Origin of the sequence: Pseudomonas sp. Pseusp11 (assembly GCF_047304405.1) — a bacterium.
GTDB lineage: Bacteria > Pseudomonadota > Gammaproteobacteria > Pseudomonadales > Pseudomonadaceae > Aquipseudomonas.
This window is the reverse complement of sequence record NZ_JBGLZF010000035.1, coordinates 18790-32190: the sequence shown is the minus strand read 5'-3', so window position 1 is coordinate 32190 and position 13401 is coordinate 18790. Positions and strand designations below refer to the sequence as shown.

The 13401-nt window shown below is 56.5% G+C and carries 16 protein-coding genes and 2 pseudogenes; 9 read left to right on the top strand and 9 right to left on the bottom strand.

What is annotated here, in order from left to right:
- Window positions 1-116 precede the first annotated feature (116 nt).
- On the bottom strand, window positions 117-677 hold the full coding sequence (locus tag ACCC96_RS23445) for a thioesterase family protein (protein WP_413697030.1): 561 nt from the start codon (window positions 675-677) through the stop codon (window positions 117-119).
- A 106-nt stretch (window positions 678-783) separates the two neighbouring features.
- Here ACCC96_RS23445 and ACCC96_RS23440 point away from each other — a divergent pair, with 106 nt between their 5' ends.
- From ACCC96_RS23440 to ACCC96_RS23430, 3 genes are all read left to right on the top strand, one after another.
- Complete coding sequence (locus ACCC96_RS23440) at window positions 784-1749, top strand: GlxA family transcriptional regulator (RefSeq protein WP_413697029.1); 966 nt, start codon at window positions 784-786, stop codon at window positions 1747-1749.
- 100 nt (window positions 1750-1849) lie between these two features.
- Entirely contained in the window at window positions 1850-2239 is a 390-nt protein-coding gene (locus ACCC96_RS23435; protein ID WP_019582017.1) for a c-type cytochrome, read from the top strand.
- Between the two features lie 117 nt (window positions 2240-2356).
- Window positions 2357-2692: a hypothetical protein gene (locus tag ACCC96_RS23430; protein ID WP_105347109.1), complete on the top strand. Its 336-nt coding sequence runs from the start codon at window positions 2357-2359 to the stop codon at window positions 2690-2692.
- A gap of 262 nt (window positions 2693-2954) precedes the next feature.
- Here the strand turns inward: ACCC96_RS23430 and ACCC96_RS23425 are convergent, their stop codons facing one another.
- Entirely contained in the window at window positions 2955-3260 is a 306-nt protein-coding gene (locus ACCC96_RS23425) for a hypothetical protein (protein ID WP_018928234.1), read from the bottom strand.
- Between the two features lie 519 nt (window positions 3261-3779).
- Here ACCC96_RS23425 and ACCC96_RS23420 point away from each other — a divergent pair.
- A complete protein-coding gene (locus ACCC96_RS23420; RefSeq protein WP_019649482.1) occupies window positions 3780-4712 on the top strand; it encodes a Ppx/GppA family phosphatase in 933 nt (310 codons plus the stop codon).
- Window positions 4713-4869: 157 nt separating this feature from the next.
- Here ACCC96_RS23420 and ACCC96_RS23415 read toward each other — a convergent pair whose 3' ends face one another.
- The 3 genes from ACCC96_RS23415 to ACCC96_RS23405 form a co-directional block, all read right to left on the bottom strand.
- Window positions 4870-5271, bottom strand: coding sequence for a hypothetical protein (locus ACCC96_RS23415; RefSeq protein WP_349746710.1), 402 nt, complete (start codon window positions 5269-5271; stop codon window positions 4870-4872).
- Window positions 5272-5483: 212 nt separating this feature from the next.
- Window positions 5484-6023 (bottom strand): hypothetical protein, encoded by a 540-nt coding sequence (locus ACCC96_RS23410; protein ID WP_413697028.1) that lies wholly within the window; start codon window positions 6021-6023, stop codon window positions 5484-5486.
- A gap of 89 nt (window positions 6024-6112) precedes the next feature.
- Window positions 6113-6871: a sulfite exporter TauE/SafE family protein gene (locus ACCC96_RS23405; protein WP_192351391.1), complete on the bottom strand. Its 759-nt coding sequence runs from the start codon at window positions 6869-6871 to the stop codon at window positions 6113-6115.
- A 116-nt stretch (window positions 6872-6987) separates the two neighbouring features.
- On the opposite strand from ACCC96_RS23405, the gene ACCC96_RS23400 reads away from it, so the two are divergent.
- The gene (locus ACCC96_RS23400) at window positions 6988-7926 is read left to right on the top strand and encodes a LysR substrate-binding domain-containing protein (protein WP_413697027.1); all 939 of its coding nucleotides are present in this window, start codon (window positions 6988-6990) and stop codon (window positions 7924-7926) included.
- Between the two features lie 97 nt (window positions 7927-8023).
- On the opposite strand, the gene ACCC96_RS23395 is transcribed toward ACCC96_RS23400, so the two are convergent.
- Window positions 8024-8584, bottom strand: coding sequence for a YSC84-related protein (locus tag ACCC96_RS23395; RefSeq protein WP_018928229.1), 561 nt, complete (start codon window positions 8582-8584; stop codon window positions 8024-8026).
- A 348-nt stretch (window positions 8585-8932) separates the two neighbouring features.
- On the opposite strand from ACCC96_RS23395, the pseudogene ACCC96_RS23390 reads away from it, so the two are divergent.
- Window positions 8933-9196: pseudogene (locus ACCC96_RS23390) on the top strand (hypothetical protein); the annotation flags it as partial.
- 44 nt (window positions 9197-9240) lie between these two features.
- Window positions 9241-9483, top strand: a complete 243-nt coding sequence (locus ACCC96_RS23385; RefSeq protein WP_064616894.1) for a hypothetical protein — start codon at window positions 9241-9243, stop codon at window positions 9481-9483.
- An 81-nt stretch (window positions 9484-9564) separates the two neighbouring features.
- Here the strand turns inward: ACCC96_RS23385 and ACCC96_RS23380 are convergent, their stop codons facing one another.
- Window positions 9565-9837, bottom strand: coding sequence for a hypothetical protein (locus ACCC96_RS23380; RefSeq protein WP_007935387.1), 273 nt, complete (start codon window positions 9835-9837; stop codon window positions 9565-9567).
- A gap of 318 nt (window positions 9838-10155) precedes the next feature.
- Between ACCC96_RS23380 and ACCC96_RS23375 the strand changes: the two genes are divergently transcribed.
- Window positions 10156-10929 (top strand): NERD domain-containing protein, encoded by a 774-nt coding sequence (locus tag ACCC96_RS23375; RefSeq protein ID WP_413697026.1) that lies wholly within the window; start codon window positions 10156-10158, stop codon window positions 10927-10929.
- 36 nt (window positions 10930-10965) lie between these two features.
- Here ACCC96_RS23375 and ACCC96_RS23370 read toward each other — a convergent pair whose 3' ends face one another.
- Both ACCC96_RS23370 and ACCC96_RS23365 read right to left on the bottom strand, forming a co-directional pair.
- Entirely contained in the window at window positions 10966-11388 is a 423-nt protein-coding gene (locus ACCC96_RS23370; RefSeq protein ID WP_413697025.1) for a hypothetical protein, read from the bottom strand.
- Between the two features lie 71 nt (window positions 11389-11459).
- Complete coding sequence (locus tag ACCC96_RS23365; protein ID WP_413697024.1) at window positions 11460-11828, bottom strand: hypothetical protein; 369 nt, start codon at window positions 11826-11828, stop codon at window positions 11460-11462.
- A gap of 210 nt (window positions 11829-12038) precedes the next feature.
- On the opposite strand from ACCC96_RS23365, the pseudogene ACCC96_RS23360 reads away from it, so the two are divergent.
- Window positions 12039-13399 (top strand): annotated as a pseudogene (locus ACCC96_RS23360) (MATE family efflux transporter).
- Window positions 13400-13401 lie beyond the last annotated feature (2 nt).

Here is a 13401-nt window from a genome sequence, read left to right as displayed (position 1 = left end):
CAGTCGTAAACCCTTTGCATGCGGTTTAACTTTGGAATGCCGGGGTCGCTGCGCGACCCAACGGGAGCAAGCTCCCTCGCCACACAAGCCTCGCTCCTACAAGGGATTTCGCTTGATCAGAGGGGCGGTTGGGCAACCAGGCCTTCTTCCCCTCGCAGCTGACGGCTCATGTCGTCGCAGCTTTGCGACCAGGCCGTCAGCCACGTCGACATCTCGGGTGACTGTTCGGCCAACCCCAGCTCGCGGACGAACTCGACCGGTGCAACCGTGCCTTTGGCCGAGCGGAACAGCCCCCGCATGATGACGACGCCGATTACCCGGCCTTTGCTCACGAAACGGTGTTCCATAAAGCTCCATTTATCGTCCCAGCCGAGTATGCGGGTATGAATTTCGAACGATTCGAACAGCTTCAGCTCACGCCGAAACTTGCCCCAGGTATCGCCAACGATCGGCACGGCCTTGTTGCGCAACGCTACTCGAAAGGCGCCGCTGCGCAGCACGAAATCCATGCGGCCTACGTCGGCCAGGGTGAAATAGCGGCCATTGGTGACGTGCCGGTTGAGGTCGAGGTCGAGCGGCCAGACGCGCAGGCGGATGACGGTGGTGGCCAGGCCGTCGACCGGTTTGCGCCATGGGCGACGGAACAGCATGAGGATAAGTCGGAACCAGAGATTCATAAGTACGCCGAGGATTGAATGACCGGTGAACTGTAGGGGGCGGAAATCGGATAAGGTAGGTGCACAAATGACTTTTTTCATGCGAAAAGCGCAATCTGGATGATTCATGCACGTCACCCTGCTACTGGCTGATCAATGTTCCGCCGCCAGCGCCACCCTGGCGCTGGAAGTGCTCAGTGCCGCCAACCTGTTCGCCGATACCGCCAGTGCACCGTTTGAGGTGGTTGCCGCCTCGCTGGATGGCGCCGATGTCGCCGCATGGGGAGGGCAAACGCTGCGCGTGGACCGATCCATCGCCGACATCACTCGAACCGATCTGGTGCTGATCCCGGGGTTTCTCTTTACCCTGAAAGACGCCTTGCCGGCATTTTCCGGTTATGGGCCGTGGCTGCGTCAACAGCACGCGCAGGGTGCCGTCGTGGCTTCCATGTGTACGGCGGCGTTCATGCTCGCAGAGGCGGGAATGCTGGACGGCATTCGTGCCACCACGCACTGGGCCTTCGCCGATTTTTTTCGTCGCCGGTATTCAGAGGCCTGTCTGGAGTCGGCGCAGATCCTCTGTGAAGACAATCGCATGATCACCAGCGGTGGCGCGACGGCTGCCATGGACTTGTTGCTGCATCTGATCCGCCGCTTCGCATCACTGGAGCTGGCGCAGAAGTGCGGCAAATACTTGCTGGCCGACAACGTACGCAGCGAGCAATCGGTCTATGTCATGTGGTCGATGCCGAAGAACCATGGGGATGGCGAAATCCTGCAGGTTCAAGCGTGGCTGGAAGATCACTTCCATCAGCCGCTGCTGATCAAGGACATGGCCGAGCGATTCGGATTCGGCGTCAGGAACTTCAAACGGCGTTTCAAGGAAGCCACCGGTTACACGCCGCTGACCTACCTGCAAACACTGCGTCTGGAAAAGGCAAAGCAGTTGCTCGAATCCACACGAATGACCCTGGACAGCATCACCTACAAAGTGGGCTATGAGGACAGCAACTCATTTCGCAGGCTTTTCCAGCAGCGCGTGGGCCTGCTACCGGCGGCTTACCGGAAGAAGTTTCAAGCGAGTGTGGGTTGAGTGACACGTCTGGTCCAGATCAGTGTTTCGACGTAGCAGCCAGTCATGATGAAATAGCCGCCCGCTTTTGCTGTCAGCAACGCCTGATTTGGAGCCGAACATGAAAAACGCCGCCGTACTCACCTTGGCCTTGATGCTCAACATGGGGTTGTTCAGCACGCAAGCAGTAGCGGCTGGCGATGCTGAGGCGGGCGAGAAACTGTTCAAGCGAATCTGCGGCGGCTGCCACCAGGTAGGGAGTTCGGCGCGAGGTTTTTTTGGTCCGCAACTCAATGCGATTTTCGGGCGCCCTGCGGGCAGCACGGCGGACTACCAGTACTCAGACGCGATGAAATCATCAGGCGTCGTCTGGACCCGCGAAACTCTCACCGCCTACATCGAAGCGCCAAAAACAGTGGTCCCCGGCACCCGCATGATTTTCTGGGGCCTCAGCGATCCGGAAAAGATCGAAAACCTGTTGGCCTATCTGCAGACGTTTCAGCCGCAATGATCGGTGCCTCATCGATCCGTTTTTTTCAGTGTTGCGTGATATCAATGAGCCACTTCATCCGTTAGAGTATGCGCCGCCCGAGAGATGGATCCCGGGTATTTCTAATGGAGTGACACAGTGAATTACCTCAGCAAAGTGGTTGCCGTAGCCCTGTTTGGCCTGGTTCTGGCGGGTTGCACCGGCACCCCGATGAAGACCCAGCAATACGACAGCAGCCAGTACACCGTTGTCGGCCACAGTGAAGCGACCGCCACTGGCCTGCTGCTGTTCGGCGTCATCCCGATCCAGCAGAACAACCGCTTCATCCGCGCTCAGGACGCGGCCATCAAAGCCAAGGGCGGCGATGCCATGATCAACACCCAAGTGCAGGAAAACTGGTTCTGGGCTTGGGTCCTGACCGGTTACACCACCAAAATCTCCGGTGATGTGGTCAAGCTGAAAACCGTTCAGTAAGTGCAGTGCGCCTTCAGTCATTTCAGCTGCGGCGCACTCCTTGTAGCAGCTGCCGAGCTCGCGAGGCTGCGTTCGGCTGCGAAGCAGTCGTGAATCCGACTGACGCGGTCTGCCTGATGCACCGCAAGTTCTGATCTTACGACTGCTGTGCAGCCGAACGCAGCCTCGCGAGCTCGGCAGCTGCTACAGATCGCATTACGGCTTAGGACATCGACCGGGGTGAGGCACTCCAGATGCCATCACCCGGCTCATTGATCGAACCTCACGCCCACGCTTTTCCGAGTTCCTCCAGACCGGCGTTTTGCAGGTCTTGCGGGTTCATGACCACACGGAATTTGCAGTTGGCCTGGAAGTTGAGGAAGAAGGGTTCCGCATATCCGGGGATTTCGGAGGGATCCACGATATCGATCAGAAAAATCCCATTTCGCATGCCATCTTGCTCAGTGAAATAAGTCGCCTCAGGCTTAATGGTGTCCAGGATACGGTTCATGATTTCGCCGACCTTCCCGGACCTGACAAACGCGTTGAAAGGCTCATGGGGAAACTCGACCATCAGTAGCATTTTCATCATTCAATACTCTGTTAGAAGTGGCGCACTCCTTACCCGGATCCTTACTCCTGGTTCTGATGCCGCAAGCCGTGCTTGCGGTGTGTGTGGTTAAGAATAGCGAAGGGTGAGAGGCCGTCGGGGCGGGGTTACGGACGGTCGTTGTTGATGATTTAGCGGTGAGACGAAAGTGCAGGCACTTTATTGGAGGTGCCAAAAGGCGCTGATCGAAGCCGACCTGCGTCCGCCGGAAAAGGCTTGGCTAAACTGCTGCCAAAATCATCAGGCAAAAAAAAGCTGCCTGAAGTGGCAGCAGAAAAAACAGCACGTATTGAATAGCCTCAGTATTACTGTCGGAAGGTTACAGAACGATGACTGTTTTTTGTGCATCGAAAAAGGGACCTAAAAACAGCTCGACCACCCGTCTATCCAGAGGGTGTCATCTTCGTGTCATCGACCTGATGGCAAGATCCTCGCAAACCGTCTTGAGCGCTCAGCGGAACTCCGTCTGCGGGCTGATGAATTTGCCAGGAATCCCCTATGAAAGACGCCTCCCTGTTTGCGGCCATTGACCTGGGGTCCAATGCGTTTCGCATGATGATTGGCCAGTCGGTCAGGCGTAATCAGGGGTTCGTTATCCAGGAAGTGAAAACCCTGCGTGAGCCTGTCCGTTTGGCGGAGGGGTTTCAGGGCGGAGCGCTGGACGAGTTGGCGCTGGATCGGGGATGGCAAGCCCTCGCGCGGTTTGGCAAAAAACTGCGCGGCTTTGAGGCGGGGCGCGTGCGGGCAGTGGCGACCAGTGCCGTGCGCGAAGCCGACAATGCTCAATTATTCTTGGCCAGCGCGGAGCGGCACCTGGGTTTTCGTATAGACGTCATCTCTGGGCATGAAGAGGCTCGACTGGTATACGCAGGGGTTGCCCATGCGATACCCAATACAGAGAGTATGCGACTGGTCGTGGATATCGGCGGCGGCTCCACTGAATTGATTCTGGGGCAGGGCACGCAGCCCCTGTTGACCGAGAGCATTGCCATTGGCAGCGGCACCCTTGGCGCGCGCTATTTTCAGGGGGGCTGTATCACGGCTCAAGCGCTCCTGGAGGCTGAGCGAGTGGCCACTCTACAGTTTGAGAAAGTTACCCGTCGTTATCGTGCAATGGGCTGGCAGCAGACTATCGGCTCTTCGGGCACCGCACGGATGCTGGCCAAAGTGCTCAAGGCCAATGGCTTGAATGACGAGGGGCAAAGCGGTATCACCTACGGCGGTCTGTTGCGCTTGTCATTGCGTCTGCTGGAAGTGGGGCATGTTAAACAACTCAAATTGGCGGGCTTGCCACCCCATCGCCTGAATATCTTGCCCGGTGGTCTGGTGCTCATGCTGGCGGCGTTCAAGGTATTCGGCATTTCGCACATGAGTCCTTCCGAACCGGGCTTAAGGTTAGGCGTTCTTCATGGCCTGATGTCCAGGCACTGAATGACGCTGCTGCAATAAAAAGCTGTCGGATCAAATAGGGTGAAAACACACCGAGGCTCATACCTCCGGCTCATTCAGCCGGGCACTAAAAACGCATGAAAAAACCCGGCTGATGAGGCCGGGTTCTTTGGTCGAGTGTTGCGGTAAAGCCACTCATTCATGCAGCACGGTTTTCGATCAGACGATCCGAGCCACCTTCAGCGACGCGGTTTTCAATCAGACGATCCGAACCACCTTCAGCGACGCGATTCTCGATCAGACGATCCGAACCACCTTCAGCGACGCGATTCTCGATCAGACGATCCGAACCACCTTCAGCGACGCGGTTTTCGATCAGACGATCCGAACCGCCTTCAGCGACGCGGTTTTCGATCAGACGATCCGAACCACCTTCAGCGACGCGATTCTCGATCAGACGATCCGAACCACCTTCAGCCACACGGCTTTCAATCAGGCGATCCGAGCCGCCTTCAGCGACGACCGGGTGAGTAGAAGAAGCGGCGAAAGCGTTTACTGCAAAAACCGAGAAAGCGATGCTGAGAAGGGTTTGGCGTTTCATGATGGTGTGCTCCAGGGTGTTATTGGTTGGGTATGGAGCGGATGTTACGCCGAGGATTTTTTATGAGAACTTCATTGACGTGATGGTGACTATCGACGTCAGCAATGGTTGAAACGTGGTGGGCAACCCCAGCCAATCTGGCGGCGCCGGGAGTGATGCTCTATGCCGCTACAGCCAGGCCGACAACGGCGGTCAGCGGTGTAAAGAACCACTTACTTCAGCGTGAATGTTGCTTTGAGCGGCATGACAACCTTACGCAAGTTGTCTTTGAGGGTGATTTCCAGCGTCCAGATGCCTGTGGGATCGTCAGGCTCGCCGATGAAACCGATCACGGGGGCGGCGAGATACATGTTGTTCGGATCCCCTTTAAGACGCCCTTGAAAACAAACGGCATCTCGCTGATTGATCGATTCTGTACCGTTCGGCCTTGTGGCTTTCAAATCGCACGTGATGTTGGCTTCGTGATTGGCATTGAGCTTCGGGTTTGCAAAAAACGTAAGCGCGAAGATCCTTTCACCTCGGGTGACTATTTTGGCTTCGGTAAATACTGGAGTGGTTTCGGCCGGTGTATTCCACTTTTTCTCCCAATCGGGATCGGAAGTGATGAATAGCGAGCCACCAAACTCCCCGATGGTTCGTCTTGATTCAGAGTCCGGGATTGGATTGCCGTTTGAATCCTTCCAGTAGCCGGCCTGTGCACTGGTCCATGAAAGAGAAATCGCGATGAAAACGGTGAGCAATCGACGGTTCATGAACGACTCACTCTCAATAGACGATGGAAATGGCGTAATGCCTATGTGAAATGCCTTGCTCCGCTTGAGTGTAGCGGCAGAAAACGCGCTTACACGAACAGGTCATAGGACAGTTTGCCGATCAGGATCAGCAGCAACACCAGGAACAGCGCCCGGACAAAGGGCACGCCTTTATGAACCGCCAGCCAGGTGCCGGTCAGCGCGCCGAGGATGTTGAATGCGGCCATGGGGATGGCGATCAGGTAGAGCACGTTCCCCGTCGGAATGAAGAACATCAGCGCCGCTACGTTGGTCGCGATGTTCACCAGCTTGGCCGACGCCGAGGCATGCAGGAAGTCGAAGGCGAAGCAGCGGATGAACAGGAAGATCAGGAAGCTGCCAGTGCCGGGCCCGAACAGTCCGTCGTAGAAACCGATGGCGCCGCCGATGACGATCGCCAGCAGTTTTTCCTTGGTGCCGATGTGCATGGGCTTGTGCAGGGCACCGAAGTCCTTTTTCCAGAAGGTGTAGATCGCCATCAGCACGATCAACACCAACACCGCCGGCCGGATCACCGACTGGGGGACGAACGACACCGTCGCCGCTCCGAAGAAGGACATGACAAACGCCGCGCAGGCGGCGGGGATCACCAGACTCCAGTTGATCACCACCTTGCGCACGAAGGATCGGGCCGCGAATGCGGTGCCGCAGGCTGCCGCAACCTTGTTGGTCCCCAGCAGCGCTGCCGGTTGTGCCGTGGGCAGCACGTTGAACAGCGCGGGAATCTGGATCAGTCCGCCGCCGCCCACCGCCGCATCGATCAGGCCGGCAGAGAAGGCGAATACGCAAAGGATGACAATATCGATCATGGAATCAGGCTCTGACGGTGAAAGGTGGGTGAGAGTCCAGGTTGAACGGGAAGGTTAACCAAAGCGCTTTTTTTGTGTTGCAATACCACGTTGTGAAAAGTGCAACGAGGTGGCGCATGGCATTGGATATGTTGGGGGAACTTGAAGCCTTCGCGACGGTGGCTCGCAAGCGCAGCTTCGTCGCGGCGGCACGTGCTCTGGGGCGCTCCCCCAGCGCGCTGACCCGCGCCGTTCAAGCTCTGGAGGAAAGTGTCGGGGGCAAGTTGTTCAATCGCTCCTCCAATGCCGTGAGCTTGACCGAGGCGGGTGAGCGCTTGTTGCCCCACGCCTACAAAATGCTGGATCTGCAACGTGAGGCGGATGAAGACCTGGCCGGCATCAGCGGCCAGGCCTACGGCTGGGTCCGCTTTTCCGCCCCCGAGTTTCTCGGGCACGGGGTATTGCCCCGGCTGATCGCGCAGTACGGTGAGCGTTATCCAGACGTGAACGTCGATGGGATTTTCACCGATGAAACCATCGACCCGGCCAAGAGCAAACTGGACTTCTCGATTCGCGGCGGGTATCCGCAATCCAGTGACCTGATCGGCTTTCCACTCTGGAGTTATTCACGGTATCTGTACGCCAGCCCCGAGTATCTGGAGCGGCACGGGATGCCCGACTCTATCGAGGCGCTGGAGGCGCACTCGCTGATCCTGCACACGGCACCACGGATTCTCAAGGAGTGGAATTTTCGTAGTGAGACGCAGGCCATCAGCGTTCGGGCTCATCCCAAGTTTCGCTTCAACTCCGGTTCGGCGGTGTTCCAGGCGGCCCTGGCGGGCCTCGGTATCGCCCGCCTGGCGGACTGGCTGGCAGAGCCCGAAGTGCAAGCGGGGCGCCTGATCCGGGTCTGTCCCGAGTACAAACTCACCTCCAGCAGCGGTGAGAGCCCGCAGATGCACGCGGTGTACCCGGCCGGCAATCTGCCGCTGCGGGTGAAGTCGTTGCTGGAGATGATCCGTGGCTTTGGTGAAAATCTTGATCGAAAGCATGCAGTAACGCTCCAGGGTGGCTGATGCATCACCAATCGCGGACACAAAAAACGGGCGCCCCTTCAGGTGCCCGTTTTTATTTGCTCCATCGCTTGCGCGTGCAAGCGCCAAACGACCGGTTCTAACGCTTGATCAGGGAAATCTTGGTGCCTTCGATGCTGACGCCAGCCATTAACCCTTGCTGGTCGAAAATGAACGCGTAGGCATCGCCCTTCAGCGTCGTACTGGACAGATTTTTCGCCACACCCGCATCTACCAATACAACAGTGGGGCCTACGCCGATTTCCCAACCCTTGGTTTTACGTACATAGTCCACGGCTTTGTCGGTCATCAGGAAAACCGCATAGGCATACGACTGTGCACCTGCCTGTAGCCCCCAGGACCCGGTTACGGTGTTGTAGTAATTCTCTACTTTCTTGTTCTTCAACAATACGCCTTCGCCGTAGCTGCCGCCGAACACAAGGCCTGCCTTGACGATATTCGGGAAGACAAGAATCGCTTTGGCATTGTGCGAAATGGATTCGGCCAGTGGTGTGGACTTGTAAAGAGTTTGCAACGCTTGTTGAGAGTCGGCATTCAGATCCTCAGCAGTTGCCGCACCTGCGGTGTTCAGGAAACTTGCCGATACCAGTGAAGCTGTCGCAAGGACGATCGATAAGAAGAACCGCATTGACTGAGTCATGTCAGGTACTCCAATACGGGAGCATTGGATGTCAGCAGCAGCCAGCACTTGCCCCGGCAGAATCCGGGCCTGCTGAAATTATCCGGCGCACCCTACAGTGGTGTGAGCTACTGGCTTCGCCCTTGAATGAAGCAGGCCAGCGGCCTGTGATCAGTAGCGATGCCATCACTTGTTTCGACCTCTGCGTGTTGGCCGGGTTCGAAAAAACAAAACAGGCGCCTGACAAGGCGCTGGTGTCATTCACGCACTGACAAACCGAGTACACACCTTGCCAGCAAGGTGAAATGATTTGAATCCAATGCGCTCCTTGTAGAGAATCGCCCTCTTTGCCTCGAAAGGATGCGCGGGATGAAGTTCGAAGGGACTTTTCAATACATGGGCACTCACGGGATCGTCTTCAACGTCTCGCAGATCACCCTCACCGACAGCGAACGCGGACGCCTGCGCGAGCTGCATTTTGGCGAAGCGAAAAGCGCCCACTATGAGGTCAACAGCAAGGTCGTCGAGGTGTACGACAAGATGCAGGCCAAGAGCTTGCCGTGCGTGATGATGATCGGTATCTCCAAACCGTTGACCCGGCAACAGGGCGATACCCTCGATGCCCAACGCACCAAGCCCTCTCGACATTGATCATCAAGGCCTGACTGGAAACGTACATGTCCGTAATTACTCAATTGGTCATTGCCTTGGTGTTGTCCTTTCTGCTTGATCAATTCCTCAAACCGTACCTGCTACGCAAGTGGCTAGGAGTGGTGTTGGTGGCGGCGGGTGCGGTTGGCTGCGTTGTGGCAGGTCAGATCCGCTTGTTGGGGTTTGATCTGGGGTTGCTGTCGGTTTTTGCCGTGGCGATAGGGATGGGATTGTTCATGAAGCGGCGGCGGTTCGAGCAGATTGGTTAAAGGTCAGGTGTCTGGTGGCGGCTGATGCATCACGATTTGCGGGCACCAAAAAACGGGCGCCAGTCAGGCGCCCGTTTTCATTTACTCCGCTGCTTGCGCCCGCAAGCGTCTACCAATCACATCCATCAAATCACAGCCGTCGCGCAGGGGAATGGCCAGCAGTTTGGCAAAATCCGACAGCACCACCGTGTCGCAACCGATCTCGGCGCGGAAGGCGATGTTTTCCAGCACCTGTGTGACCGTGCGGATGCGGTAGTCGGCCATGGCTTGCAGGACGTCGAGTGGGGCTTGGGTGTCGATGAGCAGGGAGGCCGGGATCAGGTCGATTCCGGTGAGGGGCATGTATCTATCCACAGGTGAAACTCCGAATCAGATTTAAAGGGACTGATCCGATCTGCAGGTCGCCAAACCTGGTCGCTTTGTAGGTGACGGGGTGAAGATAGTTTTTTCCGCACCAGTGGGATAGTAGTGATTTCCGAGGTTGGTGTAGGACCTGTATGTAAAGCAGGTGTGATTACTTTTGTCGGAAGCGTTGAATCCAAGAGGAGCACCGTCTATTTCATGACTCACAGACTACAAGGTAAAGCGAAAGTTAGTTACCTTGCCTAAGCTAGCAAGGAACAAAAGGGTGAAGGTGTGGCCTCGTCTGGCGTACGCCACGCAAAGGAAGCGATGAATATTTTCTTTATGCTCCAGCCGCTGTTCGACATGCTGAAGTGGCTGATGCCATTGTTGGTCATGCTCATCATCATCAAGACGCCTTGGTTCAAGGGTTGGTTTGGTGAGCTGCTGGTGCGGACATTCGCCCACTATGGGTTGGATGGCCAGGTCTACCGACGGTTGCACAACGTCACACTGGATACATCCGACGGCACTACCCAGATCGATCATGTGTTCCTGTCGCCCTTTGGCATTTTCGTGCTGGAGACCAAAAACATGCGTGGCTGGATCTTCGGAGGTGAGCGCCAGGCCCAGTGGACACAGCAGATCTTTCGGCATCGCTCCAGGTTCCAGAACCCGCTGCGACAGAATTACAAACACTTGAAGGCGCTAGAAGCGCTGCTCAACGTTCCGCCCGAGCACATCCATTCTGTAATCGCCTTCGTCGGTGGCAGCAGCTTCAAAACCGTCATGCCGGACAATGTCACCCAAGGCATCAGCTGCATCCGCTACATCAGGTCCTTTCAGCAGCCTGTGTTTAACGACGCGCAGGTGAGTGCAATGGTGAAGGCGCTTGAGAGCGGGAGGAGGGACAGTTCTCTCGCTACCCACCACGAGCATGTACAACACCTGAAACAGCGAAACGACCCTTTAGCAAAACGCCGTTGTCCGCGTTGTGGAAGCGATTTTGTCATTCGTATTCGTAAGACAGGCGATAGAGCAGGAGAGCGGTTCTGGGGCTGCAGTGCCTACCCCAAATGTCGAGCGAAACAGGATTTGGATTAGTCCGCCAGGCACTTCGCCCTGTGGAGCCGCTACTGTTCAGGAAACGCTGGCAGCCTCGGGCTTCATTGAAGTTAGCAGGGCTTTTTCTTTAGAGGGCGCGCGCAATTCTCTACTGATTACAGTCAATGAACTTGCTACAACATCGTGGATTTCGTCTTTAAATGTGATGGTCCAGTGCTGAGAATTTGGCCAGGGTTTTGTTAGAGGGGAGTTTTCCATAAGATGAAACTTATAGGATTCGAGCCCGGCTGAAAAATACTGATGCTTCCAGATTGATTCATCGGTGAGCGGTTGCACACGGTACTCGATGAGGCCGGTAAAGCAGATCACGGAAAATACATCATCTTCGTGTGCTTCAAAGCATATGTATAGGTCTGAACCTGAGTAATAAACTGCCGGATGCGCCCACGTTGGAAATACTGGGGCATCGGACAAGACAAGGGCTTTGACTTCGTACATGGTGGTACCTGACGCGTAAATTAACGGGTGGCAATACGGACACTGTTGAACGGCCAAGTTAACGACAAACCCTAAAATCGTGACGGTGGCTCATGTCCGGCCTTGATATTGGAAAAGACCTGATCTGGATCTGCCTGGCACCAATATCTGAACAGTAGCCGAGGTTCCGTAGCTCTGAAATATTGATCTACGATGCTCTCATAAGGCACGGATAATTTAGGTTCTGGCCATTGCTGCGCTAAAACACCTATTGGTTTGCCAGACGAACAAATAATCCAGGTAGCCTTGCCTCCAGTGATATCAGGGAGGTAGCCCATATCCTGTATCACTTCGAATAAGGCGCGTAGCGTTGCTGCTGGATTGAGTTTGATCGACGTCACGTGACTTTCCAGATCATCCCCCGCATGCACGCTATCTCGATCAATGGCAACTACCAACATGAATGGTCCTCTTTAGCGCTGTGTTGTCACTAGATTGACCAGCCTAAGGACATCAGCGGTTACCTGTCTACTGTCCGCTTTCGGTTGTATCCATTGTCGAAAGCAGCCATTACTCATGCACCTCAAATCCGCCAAAATAGAAGCGCGTTGTTCCCAGTTCCGTAGCGTAGAATTTCCAGAACGCCAGCCCCCACCCGAGACGGACCCTCAATGCAAACCCCAGCCAAACCTCAACACCCCCTCTGGCAAACCTACCTCCTATTCCTCGCCCCCATGGTCCTCTCCAACTTCCTCCAGTCCATGTCCGGCACCGTCAACAGCATCTACATCGGCCAATTGCTCGGCACCCAGGCGTTAGCGGCGGTATCGGGCATGTTCCCCGTGGTGTTCTTCTTCATCGCCTTGGTTATCGGCCTCGGCGCCGGTGCAGGGGTGTTGATCGGCCAGGCTTGGGGCGCCCGCGAGCCGCATCTGGTGAAGGCCGTTGCCGGTTCGACGTTGTTGCTGGGGGCGATGATCGGGGTGGTGGCGGCGGTGTTGGGCAGTGTGTTTGCCCGGCCGGCGTTACAGGGTTTGGGCATGCCGGGGGATGTGCTGGACGATGCGGTGGCGTATGCGCATGTGATGATGTGGATTTTGCCGTCGCTGTTGGTGTTTGTGTTGTTCACGCAGTTGCTGCGCGGGGTGAGCGATACGCTGTCGCCGTTGTTGGCGCTGATGGTGTCGACGTGTGTCGGGCTGGCGTTGACGCCGGCGTTGATTCTCGGTTGGTTGGGGCTGCCACCGATGGGGATTCAGAGTGCGGCGTGGGCGGGGTTGGTGGGTAACCTGTCGGCGATGGGGTGGCTGGCGTGGCGGTTGATTCGCAAGGGGCATCCGTTGGCGCCGGATCGGGAGATGTTTGCGGCGATGCGGCTCGACAGGGTCATCCTCGGCAAGGTGTTGCGCATCGGGCTGCCGACCGGGTTGCAGATGGTGGTGCTGTCGTTGTCGGAGCTGGTGATTCTGGCGCTGGTGAACCAGCACGGTTCCCAGGCGACGGCGGCGTACGGGGCGGTGACGCAGATCGTCAATTACGTGCAGTTCCCGGCGCTGTCGATTGCGATCACGGCATCGATCCTTGGCGCGCAGGCGATCGGGGCAGGGCGCCTTGAGCGCATGGGGAGATTTTGCGCACCGGGTTGTTGATCAACGTGTGCCTGACCGGTGGCCTGGTGCTGTTGGGGTATCTGCTGTCGCACTGGTTGCTGGGGTTGTTTCTTACGGATGATTCCACCCGGGCGATGGCCGAACACCTGTTGCACATCATGCTCTGGAGCCTGCTGGTGTTTGGCTTTCAGGCAATTGTCGGCGGCATCATGCGCGCCAGCGGCACGGTATTGGTGCCGGTAGCGGTGTCGATCGTTTGCGTGGTCGGGGTGCAGTTGCCGGTGGCGTATCTGCTGGATACGCGCTTCGGGCTGCCAGGGGTGTGGATGGCGTTTCCGGTGGCGTATCTGGGCATGCTGATGCTGCAGACCCTGTATTACAAAATGGTCTGGCAGCATCAGAAGATCGAGCGGTTGGTGTAAGC